This is a genomic window from Brachybacterium sp. Z12, assembly GCF_014400405.1.
GTDB lineage: Bacteria > Actinomycetota > Actinomycetes > Actinomycetales > Dermabacteraceae > Brachybacterium.
Genome location: NZ_CP060496.1, coordinates 2,793,115 through 2,817,449 on the forward strand (window position 1 = coordinate 2,793,115; position 24,335 = coordinate 2,817,449).

Annotated in this window: 24 protein-coding genes, 4 tRNA genes and 6 pseudogenes; 16 read left to right on the forward strand and 18 right to left on the reverse strand. The window is 70.6% G+C overall.

Features of this window, described 5'->3' with window-relative positions:
• Positions 1-33: 33 nt before the first annotated feature.
• The 3 genes and pseudogenes from H3H54_RS14740 to H3H54_RS14750 form a co-directional block, all read right to left on the reverse strand.
• A pseudogene (locus H3H54_RS14740) lies at positions 34-1,646 on the reverse strand (alpha/beta hydrolase).
• Between the two features lie 97 nt (positions 1,647-1,743).
• Positions 1,744-2,478: an ABC transporter permease gene (locus tag H3H54_RS14745; RefSeq protein WP_262424452.1), complete on the reverse strand. Its 735-nt coding sequence runs from the start codon at positions 2,476-2,478 to the stop codon at positions 1,744-1,746.
• A 26-nt stretch (positions 2,479-2,504) separates the two neighbouring features.
• Positions 2,505-3,473, reverse strand: coding sequence for an ABC transporter ATP-binding protein (locus H3H54_RS14750; protein WP_262424453.1), 969 nt, complete (start codon positions 3,471-3,473; stop codon positions 2,505-2,507).
• Between the two features lie 198 nt (positions 3,474-3,671).
• Here H3H54_RS14750 and H3H54_RS14755 point away from each other — a divergent pair, with 198 nt between their 5' ends.
• Positions 3,672-4,805, forward strand: a complete 1,134-nt coding sequence (locus H3H54_RS14755; RefSeq protein ID WP_262424454.1) for a sensor histidine kinase — start codon at positions 3,672-3,674, stop codon at positions 4,803-4,805.
• Positions 4,787-5,471, forward strand: a pseudogene (locus H3H54_RS14760) (response regulator). Before H3H54_RS14755 ends, H3H54_RS14760 begins: the two are co-directional and overlap by 19 nt.
• A gap of 483 nt (positions 5,472-5,954) precedes the next feature.
• Here H3H54_RS14760 and H3H54_RS14765 read toward each other — a convergent pair.
• The gene (locus tag H3H54_RS14765) at positions 5,955-6,320 is read right to left on the reverse strand and encodes a metallopeptidase family protein (protein WP_262424455.1); all 366 of its coding nucleotides are present in this window, start codon (positions 6,318-6,320) and stop codon (positions 5,955-5,957) included.
• A 215-nt stretch (positions 6,321-6,535) separates the two neighbouring features.
• Between H3H54_RS14765 and H3H54_RS14770 the strand changes: the two genes are divergently transcribed.
• From H3H54_RS14770 to H3H54_RS14805, 10 genes and pseudogenes are all read left to right on the forward strand, one after another.
• Positions 6,536-6,608 (forward strand) — tRNA-Glu (locus H3H54_RS14770).
• Positions 6,609-6,750: 142 nt separating this feature from the next.
• Positions 6,751-6,824, forward strand: a tRNA-Asp gene (locus H3H54_RS14775).
• Between the two features lie 74 nt (positions 6,825-6,898).
• Positions 6,899-7,069, forward strand: coding sequence for a hypothetical protein (locus H3H54_RS19110; RefSeq protein WP_316249048.1), 171 nt, complete (start codon positions 6,899-6,901; stop codon positions 7,067-7,069).
• Positions 7,015-7,791, forward strand: coding sequence for a zinc-binding dehydrogenase (locus H3H54_RS14780; RefSeq protein ID WP_316249049.1), 777 nt, complete (start codon positions 7,015-7,017; stop codon positions 7,789-7,791). The genes H3H54_RS19110 and H3H54_RS14780 overlap by 55 nt, the downstream gene beginning before the upstream one ends.
• On the forward strand, positions 7,788-7,922 hold the full coding sequence (locus H3H54_RS19115; RefSeq protein ID WP_316249050.1) for a hypothetical protein: 135 nt from the start codon (positions 7,788-7,790) through the stop codon (positions 7,920-7,922). The genes H3H54_RS14780 and H3H54_RS19115 overlap by 4 nt, the downstream gene beginning before the upstream one ends.
• Before the next feature lie 111 nt (positions 7,923-8,033).
• Positions 8,034-8,109 (forward strand) — tRNA-Phe (locus H3H54_RS14785).
• Between the two features lie 371 nt (positions 8,110-8,480).
• Positions 8,481-8,729, forward strand: a complete 249-nt coding sequence (locus H3H54_RS14790) for a PadR family transcriptional regulator (protein ID WP_262424456.1) — start codon at positions 8,481-8,483, stop codon at positions 8,727-8,729.
• Positions 8,719-9,645, forward strand: a complete 927-nt coding sequence (locus H3H54_RS14795) for a hypothetical protein (RefSeq protein WP_262424457.1) — start codon at positions 8,719-8,721, stop codon at positions 9,643-9,645. The genes H3H54_RS14790 and H3H54_RS14795 overlap by 11 nt, the downstream gene beginning before the upstream one ends.
• Positions 9,646-9,667: 22 nt before the next feature.
• Positions 9,668-9,856, forward strand: coding sequence for a hypothetical protein (locus H3H54_RS14800; RefSeq protein ID WP_262424458.1), 189 nt, complete (start codon positions 9,668-9,670; stop codon positions 9,854-9,856).
• Between the two features lie 112 nt (positions 9,857-9,968).
• Positions 9,969-11,641 (forward strand): annotated as a pseudogene (locus tag H3H54_RS14805) (formate--tetrahydrofolate ligase).
• Positions 11,642-11,668: 27 nt separating this feature from the next.
• Here the strand turns inward: H3H54_RS14805 and H3H54_RS14810 are convergent.
• The 9 genes and pseudogenes from H3H54_RS14810 to H3H54_RS19125 form a co-directional block, all read right to left on the reverse strand.
• On the reverse strand, positions 11,669-12,130 hold the full coding sequence (locus H3H54_RS14810; RefSeq protein WP_262424459.1) for a monovalent cation/H(+) antiporter subunit G: 462 nt from the start codon (positions 12,128-12,130) through the stop codon (positions 11,669-11,671).
• Positions 12,118-12,258 carry a monovalent cation/H(+) antiporter subunit G gene (locus H3H54_RS14815; RefSeq protein ID WP_262424460.1) on the reverse strand — a complete coding sequence of 47 codons (141 nt, stop codon included), beginning with the start codon at positions 12,256-12,258 and terminating at the stop codon, positions 12,118-12,120. Before H3H54_RS14815 ends, H3H54_RS14810 begins: the two co-directional genes overlap by 13 nt.
• A complete protein-coding gene (locus H3H54_RS14820; RefSeq protein ID WP_262424461.1) occupies positions 12,255-12,821 on the reverse strand; it encodes a monovalent cation/H+ antiporter complex subunit F in 567 nt (188 codons plus the stop codon). The genes H3H54_RS14815 and H3H54_RS14820 overlap by 4 nt, the downstream gene beginning before the upstream one ends.
• Positions 12,818-13,066: a Na+/H+ antiporter subunit E gene (locus tag H3H54_RS14825; RefSeq protein ID WP_262424462.1), complete on the reverse strand. Its 249-nt coding sequence runs from the start codon at positions 13,064-13,066 to the stop codon at positions 12,818-12,820. Before H3H54_RS14825 ends, H3H54_RS14820 begins: the two co-directional genes overlap by 4 nt.
• A 76-nt stretch (positions 13,067-13,142) precedes the next feature.
• Positions 13,143-13,358, reverse strand: a pseudogene (locus H3H54_RS14830) (Na+/H+ antiporter subunit E); the annotation flags it as partial.
• Complete coding sequence (locus tag H3H54_RS14835) at positions 13,355-14,935, reverse strand: Na+/H+ antiporter subunit D (protein ID WP_262424463.1); 1,581 nt, start codon at positions 14,933-14,935, stop codon at positions 13,355-13,357. The gene H3H54_RS14835 and the pseudogene H3H54_RS14830, both read right to left, overlap by 4 nt.
• The gene (locus tag H3H54_RS14840; protein WP_262424464.1) at positions 14,932-15,654 is read right to left on the reverse strand and encodes a Na(+)/H(+) antiporter subunit C; all 723 of its coding nucleotides are present in this window, start codon (positions 15,652-15,654) and stop codon (positions 14,932-14,934) included. The genes H3H54_RS14835 and H3H54_RS14840 overlap by 4 nt, the downstream gene beginning before the upstream one ends.
• Positions 15,644-16,081, reverse strand: coding sequence for an MnhB domain-containing protein (locus H3H54_RS19120; RefSeq protein WP_316249225.1), 438 nt, complete (start codon positions 16,079-16,081; stop codon positions 15,644-15,646). Before H3H54_RS19120 ends, H3H54_RS14840 begins: the two co-directional genes overlap by 11 nt.
• A 201-nt stretch (positions 16,082-16,282) precedes the next feature.
• Positions 16,283-18,565: pseudogene (locus H3H54_RS19125) on the reverse strand (proton-conducting transporter membrane subunit).
• 170 nt (positions 18,566-18,735) lie between these two features.
• Between H3H54_RS19125 and H3H54_RS14850 the strand changes: the two are divergent.
• Positions 18,736-20,088, forward strand: coding sequence for an MFS transporter (locus tag H3H54_RS14850; protein ID WP_262424465.1), 1,353 nt, complete (start codon positions 18,736-18,738; stop codon positions 20,086-20,088).
• Positions 20,089-20,121: 33 nt separating this feature from the next.
• Here H3H54_RS14850 and H3H54_RS14855 read toward each other — a convergent pair whose 3' ends face one another.
• From H3H54_RS14855 to dcd, 3 genes and pseudogenes are all read right to left on the reverse strand, one after another.
• Entirely contained in the window at positions 20,122-20,301 is a 180-nt protein-coding gene (locus H3H54_RS14855; RefSeq protein WP_262424466.1) for a hypothetical protein, read from the reverse strand.
• Complete coding sequence (locus tag H3H54_RS14860) at positions 20,292-20,951, reverse strand: hypothetical protein (RefSeq protein ID WP_262424467.1); 660 nt, start codon at positions 20,949-20,951, stop codon at positions 20,292-20,294. The genes H3H54_RS14855 and H3H54_RS14860 overlap by 10 nt, the downstream gene beginning before the upstream one ends.
• A pseudogene (dcd, locus tag H3H54_RS14865) lies at positions 20,948-21,540 on the reverse strand (dCTP deaminase). The gene H3H54_RS14860 and the pseudogene dcd overlap by 4 nt, the downstream one beginning before the upstream one ends.
• 209 nt (positions 21,541-21,749) lie before the next feature.
• Between dcd and H3H54_RS14870 the strand changes: the two are divergent.
• The 3 genes from H3H54_RS14870 (at position 21,750) to H3H54_RS14880 (ending at position 22,606) form a co-directional block, all read left to right on the forward strand.
• Positions 21,750-21,820: transfer RNA gene (locus H3H54_RS14870), tRNA-Gly, on the forward strand.
• 211 nt (positions 21,821-22,031) lie between these two features.
• On the forward strand, positions 22,032-22,418 hold the full coding sequence (locus tag H3H54_RS14875) for a TetR/AcrR family transcriptional regulator (RefSeq protein WP_262424468.1): 387 nt from the start codon (positions 22,032-22,034) through the stop codon (positions 22,416-22,418).
• A complete protein-coding gene (locus tag H3H54_RS14880; protein ID WP_262424469.1) occupies positions 22,403-22,606 on the forward strand; it encodes a hypothetical protein in 204 nt (67 codons plus the stop codon). Before H3H54_RS14875 ends, H3H54_RS14880 begins: the two co-directional genes overlap by 16 nt.
• A gap of 305 nt (positions 22,607-22,911) precedes the next feature.
• Here the strand turns inward: H3H54_RS14880 and H3H54_RS14885 are convergent, their stop codons facing one another.
• On the reverse strand, positions 22,912-23,556 hold the full coding sequence (locus tag H3H54_RS14885; protein WP_262424470.1) for a hypothetical protein: 645 nt from the start codon (positions 23,554-23,556) through the stop codon (positions 22,912-22,914).
• Positions 23,553-24,329 (reverse strand): hypothetical protein, encoded by a 777-nt coding sequence (locus H3H54_RS14890; RefSeq protein ID WP_262424471.1) that lies wholly within the window; start codon positions 24,327-24,329, stop codon positions 23,553-23,555. Before H3H54_RS14890 ends, H3H54_RS14885 begins: the two co-directional genes overlap by 4 nt.
• Positions 24,330-24,335: the final 6 nt, after the last annotated feature.

The following is a 24,335-nucleotide window of genomic DNA, read 5'->3' on the forward strand; positions in this document are numbered from 1 at the left end:
GTCGGCCCCGCCGAGCCCTCAGTGCCCGCCTCGTCAGCACCTCAGCCCGTCCTCCGGGGTGGTGCCGTCGAGGAGGTAGGCGTCGACCTGCTCCTCGATGCATCCGCCGGAGCGGCCGTAGGCGGTGTGACCGTTCCCCTCGAAGGTCAGCAGCACGGAGTCGTCGAGCTGCTCCGCGAGACTCTCCGACCAGGCGTAGGGGTCGCCGGGTCCCCGGTGGTGCCGATGACCACGATCGGACCGGCGCCCTCCGCCGTGATCGGTACTGGCTCCCGCAGCGGCGGCACCGGCCAGTGGGCGCAGCTGTCCCCGCCGAGCATCGGCCCGAAGGTCGGGAACTCCTCACTCAGTCGTTCGGCCTCCTGCGCCACCCATTCCTCGTCGGCGATCCCGGGGTGGTCCAGGCAGTTCACCGCGGTGATCGCGAATGTCGAATTGGTGCGGTAGGTGCCGTCACCTGAGCGCTCGGCCGAGAGATCGGCGATGCGGAGCAGCGGGGCGCCGTCCCCGTTCATCGCAGCGGAGATCGACGTGCGTCCCATCTCCCACAGGCCGTCCTCGTACATCAGCATCAGCACGGCAGAGCGTGCCAGCGCCCCGGTGAGGGGCCGCTCCGGGTCGCCGGTGCCCAACGGTCCGGCGTCGATCGTGGCGAAGAGGGCATGCAGCTGCTGCTTCGCCTCGTCCTCGCTGCCCTTGAAGGGGCAGCCCGTGCCCACCTCGAGGCAGTTCGCGAGGAACGCCTCGGTCGCCTGCTCGAAGCCTCCCGCCTGCCCGGCCACGAACTCGTTCATCGGCAGCGAGGGATCCACTGCCCCGTCGAGCACGAAGCGGCCCACCCGGTCGGGATGGAGCTCGGCATAGCTGGCCCCGAGGTAGGTGCCATAGGAGTAGCCGAGGTAGTCGAGCTGCTCGGAGCCGAGCGCCGCGCGCAGCACGTCCATGTCGCGGGCGGCGGAGTAGGTGTCGAGGTAGGGCAGGACGTCTCCGGAGTGGGCTTCGCAGGCCTCGGCGATGCGGGCGCTCCACTCGTCGGTCTCCGCGGAGCCCGGTTCCCCGGTGGCGGCGAGGTACTCGTCGGTCTCCTCATCGCTGAGGCATTCCACGCCGGCGGAGCGCTGGATCCCGCGCGGATCGAATCCGACCAGGTCGTAGGCGCCGCGGATCTCGGGAGAGACCAGGTAGGGCAGGCTCTCGAGGAAGTTCACCCCGGAGCCGCCGGGACCGCCGGGGTTGGTGACCAGAGAGCCGGTCCGGTCCCCGGAGGCCGGGAGCTGCGCCACCGCGATCTCGATGTCCCCTGCACCCGGATCGTTCCAGGCCAGAGGGACGGTGACGGTGCCGCATTCGAGCTCCGGGCCGTCGACGCCCTCGCAGGGACCCCACTCGATGTCCTGCTCGTAGTACGAGGCATAGGCGGGATCCTCCACGGGGTCCGAGTGCAGGTCCACGGCCGCGGAGGTGCCTAGCTCCTCGAGCTGCGGTCCCTGCTCCTCGGGGGCCGATGCGGTCGGGGCGCCGTCCGTCGCGCCCTCCCCGTCGGGCTCCGTACCGGAGGACGTGCAGCCGCCCAGGAGGAGCACCGCAGCGGCGGCCGCGGCGGCGATTCGGGAAAGGGGCCGTGAGGGAAGAACGGCAGGTGTCATGCGAAGTTCCTATGTCCGTGCGGGGGAAGCAGGAGCGGGCAGAGCGGGCGCGAGCCCGGCCATCCTAGGCCCCGCCCGCTCCCGCTCTCCTGAGCGTTCACCCCACCTCGCGCACCGCCCAGCGGCGGATGCCGACCACAGTCGGCACGATCACCAGGAGCAGCAGCGGCAGCAGATCGAAGGCGGTGCCGTCCCCTGCGGCCAGGGTCATGGCGGCGGTCTGCAGGTCCAGGGCCCGGACGATGTCGGAGACCAGATCGGAGCCGAGCGCCATCGCGATGACCCCAGCAGTGGTGATGACGAACGGCGCCCCGATCGCGGCGACCAGCCCGAGCACGGTGGACTGCAGCACGATCCCCATCGCCAGGGAGAACAGCAGCGTGGCGACGAGGAGGGGCAGGTGGCTGGTCAGCACCTCGTCGAAGGTGGAGAAGACCGCACCCTCCCCCATGAGCTCCCCACCGATCCAGGTGGTCGCGGCCGCGAGACCGAAGGAGAAGGCCACCAGCACGAGGAAGACCACGGTGGTGGCGAGCACCTTCGAGGTGAGCACCGAGAGTCGGCCGGGGCGCTGGAGCAGGGTGTTCTGGATCGACTGATCGGACCACTCCCCCGCCGTCATCAGCACAGTGATCACCGGGATGATCAGGCTCAGCGGAAGAGTGAGGAAGAAGACGGTGAAGCTCACGTCGGAGGTGCCCTCGGGCATCAGCGCGGGCTGGATGAGGCCGCCGAGGGCGGCGAAGCCGACCACGGCGATCAGAGACAGGATCAGCAGGATGGCGGCTCCGCGGGTGTCGAGGAAGCTGCGCAGGTCGATATCGGGTCGCATGGGATCTCCTGGTGGGTGCGGGCCGGTCAGCGGATCGGGGCCGGGGCGGGCTGGTTCTCAGCCTCGGCGGCCGCAGGCGGCGCCTCGAGCTGGCCGGTGAGAGCGAAGAAGACCTCTTCGAGGCCGTTGCCCTTGCTCGCACCCAGGGAGGTCAGCACCAGCTGCTCCCTGAGCGCCAGGCGTCCCATGTCCTCGGGGACGAGGCTCACCTCGAGCTCGGTCTCGGAGCGGGGCTCGTAGGCGATGCCGTGCTTGTCCAGGGCGGTGCGCAGCGCCGTCGGATCGAGCGCGGTGACGCGGGTGCCCGATTCGCTGGTGAGTTCCTCGAGGGTGCCCTCGCGCACCAGCCGTCCCTGGGAGATGACGACCAGTCGATCCACCGTCGCCTCGACCTCCCGCAGCTGGTGGCTGGACAGCAGCACCGTGCCGCCGGCATCGGCGAAGGAGCGCAGCAGCCGGCGCATCCAGCGGATCCCTTCCGGGTCCAGGCCGTTGGCGGGCTCGTCCAGGATCAGCACGGCGGGGTCCCCGACCAGGGCCACGCCGATCCCGAGCCGCTGGCGCATGCCGTAGGAGTAGCCGCCCACACGCTTGCCCCCGGCGCCCTGGAGGCCCACCATCTCGAGCACCTCGTCGGCCCTGGAGGCCGGCATGCCGACGGTGCGGGCAGTCAGCCGGAGGGTCTCCAGCCCGGTGCGCCCGCCGTGCAGGGCTCGGGCATCGAGCATCACGCCGACGGTGCGGGCGGGGTGGGAAAGGCTGCGGTAAGGCGCGCCGCCCACGAGGGCCTCGCCCTCATCGGCCCGCGCGAGCCCCGTGAGGATGCGCAGGGTGGTGGACTTCCCGGCGCCGTTGGGGCCGAGGAAGCCGGTGACGGTGCCGGGCCGGCACACGAAGCTGAGATCGTCGACGGCGGCTCGTGCGCCGTAGCGCTTGGTCACGCCGCGCACCTCGAGGGTGGGTCCGGCGGATGCGGAGGGGGTCGTGGAGGTCATGAGACGAGACTCCTCCTCCGCGCCGGAGCAGTGCCACCGCCCGGCGGTCAGGCGCGCGGTGACGAAGGTCGGGGGCCGGAGCCTCCGCCGGGCCGACGGGCTCGACCTCCGTCGATCCCGGGGCGACCTGCGGCCACTGCCCCACGATCGGCGGGGCCAGGGGCGGTGCCATCAGTGCAGCGCCATTACAGTGACCACGTGGACGAACTGGGAGCGCCGAAGCGATATCGCTGGCAGGAGGTGCTGGTCCCCGCCGTGGTCACGGCCGAAGGGATCCTGCAGGGAGTGCTCGCGACCTCCACGACCGAGCTGTGGCGCCCGGCGCTGGTGATCGCCCTGGGGGCCGCGCTGCTGCTGCGCCACCGCCACTGGCGCTGGCTGCTCCCGCTGCTGCTGCTGCTCAACACGGCGGCGATGGCGGTCACCGTGCTGATCATCGTCACCTACGCCTACGCGACCCGCAGCCACAACCGGCTGCTCATCCTGGCCTTCGTCGTACTAGCCGTGACCACCGGTGCGCTGCCCTCGCTGCTGTGGATGAGCGTCGGCCCGTGGTTCGGGATCACGGGATTAGTCGTCGTCACCCTGGTGGTCACCGCCTCCGCCGCGTCCGGCATGTACACCTCGACCCGGCGCGCGCTGCTGAGCCAGCTGCAGCAGCGGGCCGAGCAGGCGGAATCCGGCCGCACCGTCGCCGAGGAGCAGGCCCGCCGTGCGGAGCGCACCCGCATCGCGCGGGAGATGCACGACATCGTCGCCCACAAGATCTCCCTGGTCGCCCTGCAGGCCGGCGCCCTGGAGGTCAACCCCAAGCTCGAGCGTGGGCAGGTGCAGCAGTCCGCCGCGCTGATCCGGCAGACCGCCACGACGGCGCTCTCGGAGCTGCGGGAGGTGCTGGGCGTGCTGCGCGGCGACGGCGAGGAAGCCCCGCTGGCCCCGCAGCCCACCTGGGAGGACGTGCGGCGACTGGTGATCACCTCCCAGCACGCGGGGATCGCCGTGGACCTGTTCGACTTCATCGACGACCCCGTCCCCGATCCGCTCGCGCGCACCGCCTACCGGGTGGTGCAGGAGGGGCTGACCAACATCCACAAGCACGCCCTGCACACCAAGGCTCGGGTGGCACTGATCGGCGAGCCCGGCACCGAGCTGGTGATCGAGGTCAGTAATGTTCTCCCCAAGGGGTTCACGACGGATCTTCCCGGGGCCCGGATGGGCCTGTCGGGCATCGAGACCCGCGTGACACATGCCGGCGGCACCATCGCGTCGGGCCCCACCGATGACGGACGTTTCGAAGTGAGGGCGGTGGTCCCGTGGCCGACGGCGACGTGACGCGTGTGGGACTGATCGATGACGACTCCCTGGTGCGCGCCGGGCTGGCGATGATCCTCGGGGCCGACCCCCAGATCGAGGTGGTCGCGCAGGGGGATGACGGCGCCGAGGCGGTGACGCTGGTGCAGAAGCATCGCCCCGACGTGCTGCTGATGGACGTGCGCATGCCGCGGCTCGACGGCATCGCTGCCACCGAGGCGGTCAGCGCCCTGCCGAATCCGCCCAAGATCATCATGCTCACCACCTTCGACATGGACGAGTACGTGTTCCAGGCCCCTCGAGGCCGGGGCCAGCGGCTTCCTGCTCAAGGACACCCCTCCCCAGGACCTGGCCCGCGCGGTGCACGTGGTCGCCGGCGGTGACGCGATGCTCTCCCCCACCATCACCCGGCGGATGCTCTCCCACTTCTCGGAGGCCAATCCCGGCTCGCGCCAGGACCGTCACCCGGGTCTCGAGCAGCTCACCGAGCGCGAGACCGAGGTGCTCGGCGCAGTGGGCGCGGGCCTCTCCAATGCGCAGATCGGCATGCGACTGTTCATGAGCGAGGCGACCGTGAAGGCGCATGTGTCGAAGATTTTCGCCAAGCTCGACTGCACCAATCGCGTGCAGATCGCGATCATCGCCCACGAGGCCGGCCTCACGGACCTCGACGTCGACCAGGTCTGAGACGGCTGGCGCCTGGGCGGCGGGCGCTGGACGGGCGGGGCGCTGGGCGGTCGGGCGCGCGGGCGCTGGAGGGCGGCCGCGCGGGCGGGCGGGCGCTGGACGTCACCGAACCTCGCCGCGACCCAAAAGGTTCCAGCTTCCTGGAACCTTTCTGGTCGCGGCCGCCCGAAGCTCGCGACCACTCCCGGTCACGTGGCGAAAGGTGCCAGGAGATGGCACCTTTCCCCTCGCGGCATCCCGATCGACCGGGCTCAGCCCCGCACTCTTAGCTGATCTCTCCCGCTCGTGCCTCGCGGCACGTCGACCAGCTGGCGCCCGAATCTCGCGACCGCTCCCGGCCACGTGGCAGAAGGTGCCAGAGGGATGGCACCTTTCGCCTCGCGGCAAGTCGATCTCCCCGCGCCCGACGAAGCTCGCGCCCCCTCCCGGCCCACATGGCAAGAGGTGCCAGGGGATGGCACCTTTAACCTCGCGGCATGTCGATCAGCCCCAGCCGAGCTCGTGGAGCCGCTCGTCGCTGATGCCGAACAGGTGACCGATCTCGTGCAGCACCGTCACCGCGATCTCCTCCACCAGGTGCTCACGCGAGACGGCATGGCGCTGCAGTGGGCCGCGGAACACGAAGATCCGGTCGGGCTGCGCGTAGCCGTCGAACACGCTGCGCTGATCCAGCGGGATCCCCTCGTACAGGCCCAGCAGCTCGGCGCCGTCGGCCTGCTCCGGCAGCGGCTCCTCCTCGATCAGGATCGCGACGTTCGCCTGCGCGATCGCACGGGCGACCTCGTCGGGCAGCGAGTCCAGCGCGTCATCGACCGCCTCCTCGAACTCCTCACGACTGATCCGGATCATGCAGCCATAGAACCACGCCCACCACAGGAACGGGGCACCCGGCCCCGCGGCGTCCGAGCGGGCGGCGGGGCGCCCGGCCCTGTGGGTGCCCGAGCGGGCACAGCACCGCGGCGAGGGGGCAGTCGTATGTCGGATGCGACGCATCGGTGGCGTTGAGGGAGGCGTCGGCCGCGTCAGATGGGTATGCTCTGCCTCGGGCAGTTCTGCTGCCCAGGGCCCCCATCGTCTAGAGGCCCAGGACACCGGCCTTTCACGCCGGCGACACGGGTTCGAATCCCGTTGGGGGTACGCATCACGGTGCGGCGGAGACGCCTGCATCGGAGGCCACGGAGTGCGAGGCGGCTCACAGCCTGTTTGGTCGAGAGCCACCTGAAGTTCCGGTAGAGTTATCCACGTTGAAGCGAGCGGGAGTAGCGCGGAGACAACGTAAGGCCCTGTAGCTCAGTTGGTTAGAGTGCCGCCCTGTCACGGCGGAGGTCGCCGGTTCAAGCCCGGTCAGGGTCGCCCTTGAGAGAAGGCCTCGGAGCATGGTTCCGGGGCCTTTTCCGTTGCCGCGGCTCGCCCCCTACCCTCGAGGGATGAGCACCACACTTCGCAACCACCGCATCCGCCTGGCCGCCCGCCCCCAGGGCGAGCCCGTCGCCGAGGACTTCACGCACGACGTGGTCGATGTCCCCTCCCCGAGCCCGGTCAGGTGCTGCTGCGCACCCGCTACCTCTCGCTGGACCCGTATGTGCGCGGCCGCATGAGCGATGCGAAGTCCTACGCCGCTCCGATGGAGATCGGGGACGTGATCGTCGGCGGCACCGTCTCCGAGGTGGTCGAATCCGCGGCCGACGGCTTCGCGCCCGGCGACACCGTGCTGTCCTACGGCGGCTGGCAGGAGTACAGCCTCGAATCAGCCGGGCACCTGCGACTGCTGGACCCGGCCGCAGCGCCGGTGACCACCGCCCTGGGTGTGCTGGGCATGCCCGGCTTCACCGCCTACGCGGGTCTGCTCGCGATCGGGAAGCCGCAGCCGGGCGAGACCGTCGCGGTCGCTGCGGCCACCGGCCCCGTCGGCTCCGCCGTGGGCCAGATCGCGAAGATCCACGGCGCCCGCGCGATCGGCATCGCCGGCGGCGAGCAGAAGGTCTCCCGCCTGCGCGCGCTCGGCTTCGATGCGGCGCTCGACCGCCGGGCCCCGGACCTGGCCGGCCGGCTCGCCGAGGCCGCGCCCGACGGCATCGACGTGTACTTCGAGAACGTGGGCGGCCCGGTCTGGGGGACGCCGTACTGCCCCAGCTCAACAAGTTCGCGCGGGTACCGGTGTGCGGACTGGCCGCCAACTACAACGCGACCTCGCTGCCCGAGGGCCCCGATCGCAGCGGGCAGCTCATGGGCTCCGTGCTGGCCAAGAGCCTCACCCTGCGCGGCTTCATCCAGCTCGAGTTCGCGCCCACGATGTTCGAGGACTTCCTGCAGGACATGACCGGATGGGTCGCCTCCGGTCAGGTCCAGCACACCGAGGACATCACCAAGGGTCTCGAGCGCGCCCCGGAGGCCTTCGCGGGGATGCTGCGCGGCGAGAACTTCGGCAAGGCGATCATCCAGGTCTCCTGACCGGGGCCCCCACCTCAGCCCTCCGCGTGGCGTGCCTTACACCGCGCAGATCCGGTTGGTCGAGCACCTGCCCTCCCTGGTACTCTGAACCCCGGTCGCTTCGGCGACCACGGCTCTGTAGCTCAGTTGGTAGAGCGTTCGACTGAAAATCGAAAGGTCACCGGATCGACGCCGGTCGGAGCCACCACCACGAAGCCCCCTGGATCACCCAGGGGGCTTCGTCGTGTTCCCCTGGATCGCCCAGGGCGCTTCGTCACCCCACCCGCGCCCCTGGATTGCCCATGGGCTTCGTCCTGCCCCCACGACCTCGAGCAACCTCGAGTAGATACGCCCTATACTTAGCTCCATGACGAACCTAGATACCGCTGCCGAAAGCGAGCCTCTCTGGCCGGCGACCTGGGCCCGCGCCCTGCTGCCCAGCGCGATCCTCGACTGCGTGGAGGACGCGCCGCTGCACGGCTATGCGATCGGTCAGGCTCTCGGCGCCCGCGGCTTCGGGGTCCCCGGGGCGGCTCGCTGTACCCGGCGCTCGCTCGCCTGGAGGAGTCAGGCTCGATCGTGGCCGAGTGGGTGCCCGGCCCGTCGGGCCCGGCGCGGCGGCAGTACACGATCACACCCGCGGGCCGGGAACATCTGGCACGGGACCGGACTGCGCTGGGAGCGCTCACCGCCGCACTCGGCGCCGAGCCTCCGGGCGACCGCAGCCCTCGCGCCGCCGCGGCCCCGGAGATCCGCGCAGCCCTCAGCCACGTGACCCCCACCCACGATGCAGCGATCATGGCGGAAGGAGCGACCGGTGACCTCTGACGACCTCTCCCCCACCGCAGCAGACGGCCCCGCCGGCCCCGAGCTGGACCAGGTGCGGCACGCTTTCCTCACCGCCCGCGGAGACCAGGACGACCCGCGCTGGGCGGAGACCGCGCTCGTGGCCCTGGTGTTCGCCGATGTGCGGATCGACGCGGCAGAGGCATGCCTCATCGAAGCGGCGGGCCTGGTCCAGCAGTCCCAGGAGAGTCCCGAGCAGCTGTACGGGCCGGCCCGGGAGTGGGCGGCCGAGCAGGTGGAGTCCCTGCGCGGTGACGGTCAGGAGGTGTTCGAGGACCCGCTGCGGTTCGACCTGCGCGAGAGCGTGCTGACCGTGCTCGGCCTCGCCGCCGGCCTCAGCGCGCTGTTCGTCGCCAGCGACCTGCTCTGGCTGCTGCTCGGCTCCGGATCGGCGAAGGGGCTCACCGCCGGGCTCGCCCTGGCGCCACTGCTGCTGTCGGCCGTGCTCGTCGCCTTGATCCGCGTCTACAGCTGGTCCTCACGCCGCTTCGCCTTCCCCGTCATGGTCCTGTGGTGCGCGCTGCTCCTCGCGGTCTGCTCCGGCGGGACGGCCGCGGTGATCGTGCCGCTAGGGCAGACGGAGCTCCTGGGCAGCCGCTGGTGGATGATCGCGCTCGTCGGTGTGTACGGGCTGGCCGCGTACCTCGTCGCGACGGTGTGGCCCCCCCGTCCCGCCGCGCCGCGGCCGCTGACAGTCCCGGAGGTGCTCGCCGGCGGAGACGTCGGCGACCAGGAGTGGCTCGAGCGGGCGCGTGCGGTGCTGCGGGAGCGGGGCGATCTGCCCGAGAAGCGGATCTCGGCCGTGCTGCGGGAGGCGCAGGATCATGCCGCCGATCGTGACGCGCGCCTGCTCGAGGAGTTCTCCTCCCCGAGGAGTACGCCGGCTCCCTCCCCGTGACCCGCGGGTGAAGCCCCGCCGGATGACTCTGCTCTACGGCGCCGTCGCCGTGGGCTGGGCGGCGACGGGCTGTCTCGTCGGCGCGGAGGACGGCTGGGAGCCGGGTTGGCGCCTGGGGCTGTTCGCGGTGCTCGTCGTGCTCTGCCTGTGGAGCGCCTGGATGCATGCCCGCGACTGGAGGGCCGCCGCGCGCCTCGCAGCCGAGGAGTGACGCGGACGCTCCTTGTTCGGCGTTCCGCCCCTGCCCGCACGACCGCGCGCCGTAGGGTGAGGGGGATCACGCACCCGGCATGTTCCGGGACCCGACCCTGTGGAGGACGACGATGTCTGCCGAGAACCCGGATCTTCAGATCGCCCAGGCGGCGACCCTGCGCCCCATCACGGAGATCGCAGAGAAGGCCGGGGTGCCTGCCGAGGCTCTGGTCCCCTACGGCTCCTACAAGGCCAAGGTCGACGTGCGCAGGATGACGCCGACGGGGCGGACCGGGAAGCTCGTGCTGGTCTCGGCCATGTCCCCCACCCCTGCCGGCGAGGGGAAGTCGACCACCACGGTGGGCCTCGCCGATGCGTTCTCCTCCAGGGCCACCGCACGATGGTCGCGCTGCGCGAGCCGGCGCTGGGTCCGATCATGGGCATCAAGGGCGGTGCGACCGGCGGCGGTCACGCGCAGGTGGTGCCGATGGAGGACATCAACCTCCACTTCACCGGCGACTTCCACGCCATCCAGATCGCCAACAACACCCTCGCCGCCCTCGTGGACAACCACATCCATCAGGGCAACGCCCTGGGCATCGACCCCCGCCGCATCCAGTGGAAGCGGGTGGTGGACGTCAACGACCGCGCCCTGCGCAAGATCACCATCGGTCTCGGTGGCCCCACTCAGGGCGTGCCCCGCGAGGACGGCTTCGACATCGTCGTCGCCTCCGAGATCATGGCCGTGCTGTGCCTGGCCACCGACCTGCACGACCTCGAGGAGCGCATCGGCCGCATCGTCGTGGGGTTCACCTACGACCGCGAACCCGTGAGCGTCGCCGATCTGCAGGTGGGCGGCGCGATCACCATGCTGCTCAAGGACGCCCTGCTGCCGAACCTGGTCCAGACCCTCGGCGGCACTCCGGCGCTGGTCCATGGCGGTCCCTTCGCGAACATCGCCCACGGCTGCAACTCGCTCGCCGCGACCCAGCTCGCGCTCTCGCTCGCGGACATCACCGTCACCGAGGCCGGCTTCGGCTCGGACCTCGGAGCGGAGAAGTTCCTGGACATCAAGGCGCGGCTCGGCGGGCTCTCCCCTGATGCCGGCGTGGTGGTCGCGACGGTGCGTGCGCTGAAGATGCACGGCGGGGTGGCCAAGGACGTTCTCGCAGAGGAGGACGTCGACTCCGCCCTCGCCGGCACGGCGAACCTCGCCCGCCACGTGCAGAACATGCGGAAGTTCGGGATCGAGCCGGTGATCGCGCTGAACCGCTTCCCCACCGACACCGAGGCGGAGCTCGAGGCTGTGCTGGGCTGGGCGAAGGAGCAGGGCTTCCGCGCCGCGCTCTCGGAGGTCTGGGCGAAGGGCGGCGAGGGAGGCCGGGCGGTGGCCGAGCAGGTGCTCGCTGCGATCGAGGAGGACGCACCCGATTTCCACCACCTCTACGATCCGGCTGACGGGATCGAGGCATCACTGCGCACCCTGGCGCAGGAGATCTACGGAGCCGACGACGTGGTCTTCGAGGACCGCGCCCCCGCGCAGCTGCGGATGCTGAAGCGCAACGGCTGGGACACCCTGCCGGTGTGCGTGGCCAAGACGCAGTACTCCTTCTCCGACGATCCCAAGGCACTGGGCGCCCCGACCGGGCACCTGCTGCACGTGCGTGACCTGGTGCCGAAGATCGGTGCGGGCTTCGTGGTCGCGCTGACCGGCGCGATCATGACGATGCCGGGCCTGCCGAAGGAACCGGCGGCCCTGCGCATGGGCGTCACCGAGACCGGGGAGTCGATCGGCCTGTTCTGAGCCGGGGCCGGGGCGCGGCGGCGCGGGTCACTGCCGCGAGTCGCGCTCGGCGACCTTCTCGGCCTCGAGCTCGGTCTCGTCGTCGAGGTCGATGTCGATGACCTCCTCGTCCTCGACGTCGTCGGCGCGTTCCTCAGGCTCCACCCAGTTGGTGTCCGTGAGCGGCTCGACGGTCTCGGTGACCACGTTCTCGGGGAAGCGATCATGGGAGCCGTCGGCCATCCCGCGGTGGTCGTCGCCCTCCTCGTCGATGAAGCCGTCCTCGTCATCGTCGTCGTCACCGGCATCCGCCAGGCGAGGGCTGAGCTCGTCGAAGGCGTAGTCGCCGCCGCGCACGAAGCCGCGGCGGAAAGCGGCGCGGCCCACCATCACGCTGGAGACCGGCACGGTCAGCATCTGCGCGAGCAGGACCACGAGCAGGAACGCAGCGAGGGACCACGAGCGCGAGACCAGGGAAGCTCCGGCGAAGACCAGGATCAGGCCCAGCACCTGCGGCTGGATGCCGCGTGGATGCGCATCAGCACGCCGTCGAAGCGGTTGAGGCCGATCGCGGAGACCAGTCCCAGCAGCAGTCCGCCGCCGATCAGGACGGCGGCGATGATCTCGATGACCGTCATCGCTCCTCCTCCGTCCATCCGTCGTCCTGCGGGGGCCGGGGCTCATCCTCGAAGCCTCGCCAGCCGGGCTGCGCTCCGAAGCTGTCCTCGTCCTCGTTCTCCATCGGTTCCCCGGGGTGGGCCGGGTCCGAGAGGGGGTCTTCCTCGTCCAGGAGGTCGTGCTCCTCCTCGAACAGGACGCTGTTGCGCGGTTCGTCGTCCCAGCTGTCGCCGTCGGAGGGATCGGGGTGGATCGCCTCGTGGGGGCCGGTATCCGTGCGCGGCTCGACAGGGTGGGAGCTCCGACGGGTCTGGAGCGGCTCCTCCCGGGCCACGAAGCGCGCGAAGGTCACCGTGCCGATGAATGCCATGCCCGTCAGGCTCAGCATCGCGGGCCCCGCCCACGCGGCCTGGGAATCGGCGACGTAGAGGGCCATGCCCATGATCACCAGCGTGACCAGCGAGTCGCTGGAGATGGCGCGGTCGAGGATGGTGGGACCGACGATCATGCGGTAGACGACGCCCAGCGCCGCCACCGCGAGCACGGCACCGTAGATGACCAGGAGGAGCTCGAAGGCGCTCATCGCAGACCCGCCTCCTCGAGCACCTCACGGCGCCCGATCGCCCACAGCAGCCGCTCTTCTTGGGCGAGGACGGACGCCCGCGCCTTCTCGACCTCTTCGGCGGTGCCCGCATTGAAGGTGTGCAGGAACAGCATGCCGGTGGCGCGCTGCGCCTCGACCACCACGGATCCCGGGATCAGGGTGCACAGCACACCGGTGAAGGTGAGGAAGAAGTCCGAGCGGGAGGCCATCCGCACGGCGATCACGGAGCTGGGCGGCTGCGGCCCCCGGACGGACCGAGTAGTAGCCCACCTGGACGGCGGAGATCACCACGTCGAGCAGGAAGCGTGCCGCGAACAGCACGAAGCGCACCGGTCGCAGCGTCAGCTCATGGCCCGTCGGCGGCATCGGGAACAGCACGAAGACGAGCACGGCCACGACGATGCCGCCCAGCACGTTCTTCAGGTCCACGCCGCCCCACAGCAGGCACCACAGCGCCACCGCGACCAGGACCCATGCCCAGGAGCGCCGCAGATCGGTGAATCGTCGCAGGGTCATTCGTCCACCTCCTGCCCGTTGCCGTCGAGGCGGTGCCCGGCGTCATCGATCCGGTACTGCAGCTCTTCGGCGGCCTCATCCCCGAGGACCGCGCTGACGTAGGGGGTGCGCTCGAGGATCGAGCTCGCCGCGTCATCCGCGTACTCCATGATCGGGCCGGCCAGGACCGTGAGGGCCAGGGAGAAGGCGATCATCGCGGCGGTGGCTCCGCCCATCACCTTCGGCAGCGGCACGTCACGGGAGATGATCTCCTCGCTGGGCTCCTGCCAGAAGGCGCGGTTCCAGATCTTGGCGATCGCGTACAGGGTGAGCAGGCTGGTGATGACGCTGATGGCGATCAGGATCCAGCCCGAGGTCCGGTCGTACTGGATGCCGGCCTCGATCAGGCCGACCTTGCCGATGAAACCGGAGAACGGCGGGATCCCGGCGAGGTTCATGGCGGGGATGAAGAACAGCACCGCGATCACCGGGGCGAGCTTCTGCAGGCCGCCGAGCTTGATCAGGTTGGTGGTCCCGCCGCGGTGCTCGATCAGCCCGGCGGCGAGGAACAGCGTGGACTGCACGGTGATGTGGTGCGCGACGTAGTAGATCGTCGCGCCCATGCCCAGCTGGGTGCTCATCCCGATGCCGAACAGCATGTAGCCCATGTGGGAGACGAGGGTGAAGGACAGCACGCGCTTGAGGTCGGTCTGTGCCACCGCGCCGAAGATCCCGATGATCAGGCTCAGCGCGGCGGCCGCGAGCAGCAGGTTCTGGATCTGGGAGGCCGGGAAGAGCAGAGTCTCCAGGCGGAGGATCGCGTAGATGCCCACCTTCGTCAGCAGGCCCGCGAACACGGCGGTCACGGGAGCGGGCGCGGTCGGGTAGGAGTCCGGCAGCCAGGCGCTCAGCGGGAAGATCGCCGCCTTGATCCCGAAGGCCACCAGCAGCATCAGCTCGAGGATCATGCGCACGCCGGGCTCGAGGCCGTCCAGCCTGACCGCCATCTCGGCCAGGTTGACCGTGCCGGTCGCGGCGTACACCGCGGCGACGGCGGCCAGGAAGATGATCGAGCTCAGCAGGGAGACGATCACATAGGTGGTCGCCGCGCGCACACGGCTGGCGGAGCCGCCGAGGGTGAGCAGCACGTAGCTCGCGGCGAGCAGCACCTCGAAGCCGACGTAGAGGTTGAACAGGTCGCCGGCGAGGAATGCCATGGACACCCCCGCCATGAGGGCGAGGTAGGTGGGGTGGTAGATCGCCACCGGGGTGCGTTCGATGTTCTCGCTGACCGTCTGCGCGCTCGAGTAGACCAGCACCGCGAGGGTGACGAAGCTGGAGACGAGCAGCATCAGCGCGGTCAGGCGGTCCGCGACCAGCACGATGCCCAGCTGCGGGGTCCAGTTGCCGATCTGCAGCACCAGCACGCCCTCGAGCGTGACGTAGTAGCCGAGCACCATGGCGACCAGGAAGATCGCCGAGAGGGTGAGGATCGCGACCCAGAGCTGGAGCTTGGTGTAGTGGCGCAGCAGCAGGGTGAAGGCGGCTCCGGCGAGGGGCAGCATCACCGGCAGGGCCAGGAGCAGTTCGATGCTCATCGCTCCCCCTGTCCATCGGTGTGCTCACGGTCGGTCTCGGTGGAGGGTCCTGCGCCGGGCACCCCACCCATATGGCGGGTGTCCCGCGCCGACTCCCCCGCGGGGCGTTCTCCAGCGGGACGGTCCGTGCTCTTCCCGTGCTTCTCCGCGCGTCGGCGGCCAGGCTTCGGGGGCAGCGGCTCCCCACCGGCATCGGCCTCCGTCGCGTCCTGCGGGACGTCCTCGGCGCTGGTGAGGTCCGAGCCCAGCGGGTCGTCGTCCTCCGGCGCGAACAGCCCCTGGGACTGTGCCAGTGCTCCTCGCCGGGACTCCTCGGTGAGGGCCTGTGACCAAGGAAGGTGCTCGGAGTCCTCGGTGCGGCGGCGACGACGGCGCAGCACGCGCCGGTCCTCGACGTCATCAGGGACCTCGTCGTGGCCGAACAGCTGCCAGGCGCGGTAGGCCAGTGCGACACCGAAGGCGGTGATGCCCAGGGAGATCACGATCGCGGTGAGCACCATCGCGAAGGGCAGCGGGTCGGTCATGTCCTCGGGGTCTGCGCTGCCCTCGAAGGGCGGCAGCCCGGGGGCGCCTGCCGCGATGATGAACAGCACGTTCACGCCGTTGCCCAGCATCACGAAGCCCAGGATGATCCGGGACAGAGTGCGTTCGAGCATGAGGTAGACGCCGCAGGCGATGAGCACCCCGGAGATCAGGAGCAGCGAGAGACTAACGGGCATCGATCTCCGCCTCCTGCTGCTGATCGATCTGGGCGCCCAGCGAGCGCAGGAAGTCGAGGATCACGCCGACGACCACGAGGTAGACGCCGATGTCGAAGATCAGGGCGCTGGGGAAGTGCAGCTCGCCCAGCAGCGGCACCTGCACCACCGGGGTGGCGCTGGCGAAGACCGTCCCGCCGAACAGCAGCGGGAGCACACCGGCCAGGACCGCGATCGCCATCCCGGCGCCGAGCACGAGGCCCGCCTGCACCGGTGCGGCCTCGCTCAGCTCGTAGCGGCCACCCGCGAGGTAGCGCAGCGCGAGGGCGAGCCCGGCCACCAGCCCGCCGGCGAAACCGCCGCCGGGCAGGTTGTGCCCCGCCATCAGCAGGTACACCGAGAACATCATGATCATCGGGAACGCGATGCGGGTGATCACCTCGAGCATCACCACGACGCTCCGGGGCGAGGGTCAGCCCGGCGGAGAGCCAGGTCCGCCAGCGGTTGCCGCCGGCGACCTCATCGGGCCGGGCATCGAAGTCCAGAACGTTCTGCGGCAGCTCGGAATCCATCCGACGGGGCCAGATGGAGGCCTTGGAGTCCAGATCGCGCACCCTCGCTATGGGGCGTTCACGGCGGGTGACGAAGATCAGCGAGGCCACGCCCGTGGCCACCACCAGCAGCACCGAGATCTCGCCCATCGTGTCCCACACACGCGCATCGACCAGGGTCACGTTGACCACGTTGTGGCCGCCGCCGACGGTGTAGGCCGGCTCGATGAGCCCGCGGCCGAGGGCCTCGCGGTAGCGGGCGTCGGCTGCGTAGAGGGTCCCGCCGCACAGCACCACAGCGGTCGAGATCGCGATCACCCAGCGCCCCCAGGCGCCGATCCGCAGGGGCCGACGGGAGAAGTGGATCGGCAGGCGACGGAGCACCAGGACCAGCACCACGGTCATCGCGGTCTCGACCAGCACCTGGGTGGTGGCGACGTCCGGGGCTCCGGCGACCAGGAACAGCATGGCCACGCCGTATCCGGTGACGGTGATCAGGAACACCGCACGCAGGCGACGGCGGGAGCGAGCGGCGCCGATCGCGGCGAGCGCCACCACCGGCAGCAGGATCAGCTCGAGCGGGTGCTGGAACAGCACCAGGTTGTCCGGCAGCGGGGCCTGGCTCAGCGCCACCGGCGCCACCAGAGCGATCAGCACCACCAGCATCGTGCCCAGCGTGTAAGGCAGCGAGCCTCGCTGGAACAGTGCGGTGGCCGCGATGGAGATGGCATCGGTGCCACGGAGGATGCGGCGGAATCCGCGCTCGGCATCGAAGGCGTCGAGCAGGCCGCCGTCCGCCCAGCGCTGCGGCGAGACCTTCTTCTGGAGCTTGGCGAAGGGCCGGGCGAGCAGGGACAGCCCGATGCCCAGTCCGAGCGTGACCACGGAGGCGAGCAGCGGGATCCCGAGATGGGGGACGATCACCAGGTGCACGGCCTCGCCGGCTTCCGGGAGCATCGAGGAGTAGGTGCGCAGCACGTCCTCGAGCGGCGCGGCGAGGAAGGCGAGCGCCACCGAGAGCGCGGCCACGACGGCGGGCGGCAGCCAGTACAGCACCGAGATCTGCGGCTTCTCGACCCGCGGGGCGCCCGGTGCGGAACCGAAGGCGCCGACCACGAACCGCCAGGAGTAGGCGACGGTGAGGATGGACCCGGCGACCAGCGCGAACAGCAGCAGGCGCTGCCACCCGCCGGCGTACCAGAGCGCGGAGTAAATCGACTCCTTGGCCACGAAGCCGTAGAGCGGGGGTACTGCGGCCATCGAGGCAGCCGAGACGGTGCCGATCACCGCGACCACCGGCGCCACCCGGCCCACACCGGACAGGACGCGCAGGTCACGGGTGCCGAACTTCTTGTCGATGATGCCCACGACCATGAACAGCGGGGCCTTGAACACCGCGTGGGCGATCAGCATCGCGAGGCCAGCGAGCACGGCGTCGTGCGTGGCCAGGCCCGTGACCGCGGCCAGGAAGCCCAGCTGGGAGACCGTGCCGTAGGCGAGCAGCAGCTTGATGTCCGTCTGGCGCAGGGCGCGCCATCCGCCCACCAGCATGGTGGCGGCGCCGAAGGCCGCGAGCACCATGGTGACCACCTCGAGGTGGGTGAGCGCGGGGGCCACGCGGAGGATCAGGTAGACGCCGGCCTTCACCATCGCGGCGGCGTGGAGGTAGGCCGAGACCGGGGTGGGGGCGGCCATCGCGCCGGGGAGCCAGAAGTGGGTGGGCAGCAGCGCGGACTTGCTGGTGGCGCCGGCCAGGAGCAGCAGCATGGCGGTGATCAGGTACGGGCCGGCCTGCTCCCACATCGGGTCGACCACGATCGCCGAGAGCCGCATCGTCCCGGCCTGCGAGGCGACCATCAGCAGGCCCACCAGCATCGCCAGGCCCCCGCAGTGGTGGAGATCAGCGCGTTCAGGGCGGCACGGCGCGACGCCTGTTTGTCCTGGTAGTGCCCGATCAGCAGGTAGGAGAAGACGGTGGTGAGCTCCCAGAAGGTGTAGATCACCATCACGTCGTCGGCCAGCACCAGGCCCACCATCGCGCCGGCGAAGGCGGTCAGCACTCCGGCGAAGCGGCCCAGCCCGGGCTCGGTGTCCTGGAAGTAGCGCGCGCAGTACAGCAGCACGATCGCTCCGATGCCGGTGGCGATCAGTGCGAGCACCCAGCTCAGTGCATCCAGCCGGAAGGCGATGTCGATCCCGAAGGCCGGGATCCAGGGGATGGACTCTTCCCGCGGAGCGTCCGCAAGGGTGCGGGGATCGATCGTGGCGAGCCAGATGGCTGACGCCCCCGGCACCAATGCGAGGGGATAGAAGCCGTTACGGCCGACCCAGCGCACCAGCAGGGGTCCCACGAGCGCCGCCACCAAATGGGCGAGCAGCATCGTGAACACGCAGATCTCCGTCCGGGCATGGGGATGAGGGGAGGGCCGGACTCATCTTACGGGAGGCCCTCTCCCCGTTCCCTGAATCATTTGTCACTCTCGCCCCTCAAGGCCTCGCACGCACCCCGGACCTCCGCCCCTCGTTCCCGGCTGCTCCGTAGAGTGAGCGCATGGCCACCATCTCGGACCCGGGGGCGAGCGTGTCCGCGCCCCGTCCCACGCGCCCACCCGTTGTCCCCTTCACCCTGTGGGACGGAGGGATGTCGGCCTTCAGCTCGGTGATCCTCACGTTCGTGTTCGCGACCTATGTCGCCAGCGCGGTGGCCGCCGAAGGCGCTGTCGGCGATGAGGCGATCACGGCCGCCCAGGCCCATGGCTCGCAGGTGCTGACCACGTGGCAGTCGATCGGCGCGGTCGCGGTCGCGCTGCTCGCCCCGCTGCTGGGCAACCTCGCCGACCGCGGCGGTGCTCGCAACACCCTGCTGCGGGTCACCACGCTCGCCACCGTCGTGGTGATCGCTCTGATGCCTCTGGTGGCGCTGGACTCCGACTACCTGGTGCTCGGCGCGGCGCTGATCGCGCTGGCCGTGGTGTTCAGCGAGCTCGCCGGGGTGTTCGTGAACTCCGTGCTGCCGGAGATCTCCACCCCCGCCAACCGCGGGCGTATCTCCGGCACGGCCTGGGCGGTGGGCTACTGGGGCTCGATCGTGTGCCTGGGTCTGGTGCTGGTGCTGTTCGTCATGCCCGGGACGGGGCTGCTCGGGATCACCGGGGAGAACGGCTGGAACTACCGGGCGATCCCGCTGTTCGTCGCCCTGTGGATCCTGGTGGGCACGATGCCGCTGATGCTGCGGGCCCCGAAGCACCCCGCCTCCGCCCCGGGCGAGAAGTGGAACCCCTGGCAGGGCTACGCGCACATCGTGCGCCGCGTGATCCGCGCCTTCCGCGAGGAGCCGATCATGCTGCAGTACCTGGTCGCCTCCGCGATCTACCGCGACGGCCTGGGAGCCGTGTTCTCGATCGCCGGCGTGCTGGCGGCGAACGCCTACGGCTTCTCGTTCGAGGAGATCATCATCTTCGGCATCGCCGCGAACCTGGTCGCCGGGATCGGGGTCTACGTCGGCGGCAAGTTCGATGACCTCGTGGGCCCCCGCCCCGTGATCATCGTCGGCAGCCTCGGAGTGATCGTGCTGGGCCTGGTGGTGCTGTTCTTCGGCTCGACCCTGGTGTTCTGGATCGCTGGTCTGGCGATCTGCCTCTTCGTGGGTCCGGTGCAGTCCGCCTCGCGGAACCTGCTCACCCGTCTCTCGCAGCCCGGCCGCGAGACGGAGAACTTCGGCCTCTACGCGACCACCGGGCGGGCACTGGGCTTCCTGGGCACCGCCGCCTTCGCCGCGACGGTCGCCATCTCGGGAGAGACCCGCACCGGGATCCTCGGCATCGTGCTGGTGATGGCCGTGGGCCTGATCGCCTTCGTGCCGATCCGTCTCGGCGCCGCCGGCCGCGCCCCGGTCGCCTCCTGATCCCGCGGGCGGGGCGGGGCTCCGAGGCCGCGCTCAGGTGAGGTCGGCGGGATCGACGAGGAAGCCCTCGAGGTCCACGATGTAGCCGCCGACGCTCTCGGTGAGCAAGCCGGCGATCAGACCGATCCGCTGGTAGGCGAGCTGCCAGCGCTCGGCGGTCTCCGTCGAGGGGACTTCGATCGCGTCTTCCTCCGGGTCGGCCGTCAGGTGCACCAACTGATAGTCGACGGCGCCCTCGACCCAGTCCAGCGCGGACAGCGCAGCGGGGCGGGAGCTGAGCCCCACCCGCAGGGAGATCTCCTCCCCTCCGGCAGCGGGATGGTGGCGCTGTATCCGGTGCGGGTGGCCTCCTCCGGCACCTGGTCGAGCTCAGCGTCGGGCTCGAGCGGGGCGAGCAGCTGGGCGAGCGACTCGGGGGCCAGCGCATGCGGGCTGACGACCGTCAGGTCGCGCACCTGGAAGGGGTGCGGCTCCAGACGGACGCCCGCATCGGTGACGACCGCCCCGTAGAGCCGTCGGCCCAGCGACCACGCAAGATCCAGGGCCTCGCGTTCGACGCCGAAGGGGATCCCCTCGGGGAATGCCCGACCGTAGCCGTGGGAGTCGCCCATCCCCTCGGGCAGGGGCACCTCCCGCTCCCGCGGGGTGTCCATGGTCCAGCGTCCTGCGCCGCGCGGCGAATGATCCGGCTCCAGGCGCACCTGATCGCTGAGCTCGATCGTGCCGTCCTCGCCGACGGTCGCCTCGGGGCGCACGTTGCGCACCATCGACAGTACGTCCTGCGGGTCGGTGTCGCGGGGCAGCTGCAGGCGGTGACGGGTGCGGGGCTCTTCGCCGGCCGACGACGGGACCGTGACGGTCACTGCTTCTCCTCCACGGGGATGCGGGTGCGATGGAAGTTCTGCGAGGAGCGGGACGGGGTCGGTCCGCGCTGCCCGAGGTAGCGGTTGAGGTTCCCGGCGCTGCCGTACGGGCGTTCGGAGGCGCTCGAGAGCCGGAAGAAGCACAGCTGCCCGATCTTCATGCCGGGCCACAGCGCCACCGGCAAGGTGGCCATGTTGGAGAGCTCGAGGGTGATGTGTCCCTGGAAGCCGGGGTCGATGAAGCCGGCCGTCGAGTGGGTCAGCAGGCCCAGGCGACCGAGCGAACTCTTGCCCTCGAGGCGGGCGGCGACGTCATCCGGCAGGGTGATCTGCTCATAGGTCGAGGCGAGCACGAACTCCCCGGATGCAGCATGTACGCCTCGTCCGGGTCGACGGCGATCTCGCGGGTGAGGTCGGCCTGTTCGCGGGAGGGGTCGATCATCGCGTGCTTGTGGTTGTCGAAGAGCCGGAAGAACCGGTCGATGCGCACGTCCACGGAGGCGGGCTGGATCATCTCCTCGTCGAAGGGGTCCAGGCGCACTCGCCCGGCATCGATCTCGGCCCGGATGTCACGATCGCTCAGCAGCACGGCGCCAAGACTAGCCTCACCACCTGGCCATCGGCAGTCCGTCCCACGACCCGCGTGGCGAACAGTCGAGCGGCGACGCGGCACGGGAGGCCCTCCCCGGCCCGTCATGGACCCGGTTCGCGGAGCACCCGGCAGAAGGGGTATGCTGATCTGCGTTCGCTCGAGCGGCACGGTCCTGAGGGACTGAGGGCCAGGTCGGGCGGCACTTCGCGGGTGTAGTTCAATGGTAGAACTTCAGCTTCCCAAGCTGATAGCGCGGGTTCGATTCCCGTCACCCGCTCTCACAGACGCCGACCCCTTCCGGGTCGGCGTCTTTCGTCTCCCGCCCAGCACAGCCGCCCCTGGACGCTCCTCCCCCGCTCCGGGCCCGCTCCTGGCCCGTCGGCCGCCGCGAGGTTCCTCGCCTGCTTCCCAGCCGCGTCGAGACGTGCACGTCAGAGGCGCGACACCGACGGGTTATGTCGATCTTCGCGGAAGTGTAAGAATGCGGCATGCCCAAGATCATCGGAGGTTCCCTCGAGGAGCATCGCGAGCGCACGCGCGAGAAAATCTTCGCCGCCCTCGCCGAACTGCTCGAGACCCAGCCGTTCGAGTCGGTCACGTTCTCACGGATCGCCTCGGCGGCCGGCGTGGGCCGCACCGCGATGTACAACCACTTCCCCGACCGCGAGACCCTCCTGGTCGAGTATGCGATCCACGAGACGACGGACTACATCTCCCAGCTGCGCGCCGGGGTCAGCGATTCCGCCACCCCGCGCGACGCCGTGATCGCCTACATCCACACGCAGCTGGACCTCAACGTCTCCTTCCACGTCCCGCAGACCTCCGGCGGCGCGACGCTCTCCCCGAGACGGCTGCACGCATGCGCGACCACGTAGTGCTCATCGAGGACGTGCTGCGCACGATCGTCGCCGACGGAGTCACCAGCGGCGACTTCGCCGCCGACCTCGACGTGGATGCCACCGTGCGCATCATCAACGGCCTGCTGGTGGGATCCTCCGCGAAGCGCTACTCCCGCGAGGCCCTGGAAGGCTTCGTGCTCAGAGGACTGGGCGCCCGCGCCTGACCCCCGGCCCCGCTCCCCAGGACGACGAGCCACGACGACGAGCGCCCCGGTCGTTCCGCCGCAGCGGAGCGACCGGGGCGTCGTCATGCACCTCCCGGCGGGGAGGCGGTGATCAGTCGTCCTGCTCCGAGGTTTTCTTCTCTGACTTCTCAGCGCGGCGCTTCCTGCGCCGATCGCCCTTCGGCGCCTGGACGGGGACGGAGACCTGCTCGACGTTCTCGTCGTCGACCTCCCAGTCCATCGCATCCAGGCCCTCGTCAGTGCTCTCCTCGGCCCGGGCGAACAGGGGCCGAGCGATCTCGCCCTCACCGTCCTCCAGGTCCACCTCGGGCGCGGTCGCGGCGACCACCCAGCAGGTCAGCGCGATGATCAGGGCGAGCACGGCGATGCCCCAGCGCAGGAAGGCGCTGGTGCCGTCGGTGTTCATCCCCACCACGGCGCTGACGGCCAAGGCGCTGAGCAGCGAGCTCGTCAGCAAGCAGGGGGAGCGCGACGGAACCGATCGCGGCTCGCAGGATGGCGGTCAGCACGGCGCCGCCGAGGGCACCGGAGTGACCCCAGGAGCTGCGGCCGCCGTAACGGCCCGAGCCGATCACGGCGGCGGCGTTCTCGAGGGTCGAGGCTGAGCCGAGCATCCACAGGCCCAGGCCCGCTGCGGTGAGCACCACGCCCACCACCAGGCCCGGCAGCGCACCGGGACCGAGGCCGAAACCGGCCACCACCGGCATCAGCACGGCGAGCACCACGGAGGGCACGGAGGCGCGCCGCACCATCTCGGGGAGCTCGACCAGGTCGGTGTGCGGCCGTCCCTCGAGCAGCGAGGCGCGGGTCTCCACCACGGCGCTCGCACCGAGCTGGCGGGCACCGTCCAGCAGCGAGGAGGTCACCAGCAGCACCGTGATCACTCCCAGGCCGACGCCGCCCAGCAGCGTGAGGGAGGTGGGGGTCACCGCGTGCAGGGCACGGTCCTCCCAGACGGTCCCCGCACGGGGGCCAGCTGGAGGGCGGTGCCGATCGGTCCGAGCGTGCCGAGGGCGGTGAGGGCGCCGGCCAGCAGGAGCGCGGCGCGGGGGCCGTGCGCCGCGCCCGCCGCGGCATTGCGCATCCCGGTCTCGGCCTCGGGGCCGTCGGCGAGCGTCGAGGCCATCAGCGAGCCGGCATGCGCCGCCACCACGATCAGCGCCCCGAGCCCGGCATAGGTCAGCAGCGCGAGCGCGAGGGACGGCACCCCGGCGGAGAGCACCGCGATGACCGTGGAGATCAGCACCAGCAGGGACACGACGCCCGCGGCAGTCAGCGCGGTCGAGCCCAGACCTGCGGTGAGGCCGAGAGCGCCGCCGGTGCGGCTGGTGCGGGCGGCCCGCAGGACCGTGCCGCCGAAGCGGTGGCCGGTGCCTCCGAGCAGCAGCACCGCGCCGAGCGCGGCGAGGACACCGAGGCCGAGGGTGCCCGCGACCACCACGTTCGGGGTGAGCGAGTAGAGGGTCAGCATGTCCAGGAAGGCGCTGGCGTACTGGGACTCGTCGGACTGCGAGACCCACTGCCCCATATCGGTCAGCGCCTGCTCGATCTGCGGCTCGAGCTGCTCGCGCGGGGTGGGTGTGCCGCCCGTGATCGCGGGGTCGGTGAAGTTCTCCTGCCCCACGTCCTCGAAGCGGAGGTTCTTGTAGAGCGAGGGGATCCACAGCGCGGAGGCGGCGACCGCCCCGGCGCCTCCCAGCACCGAGGG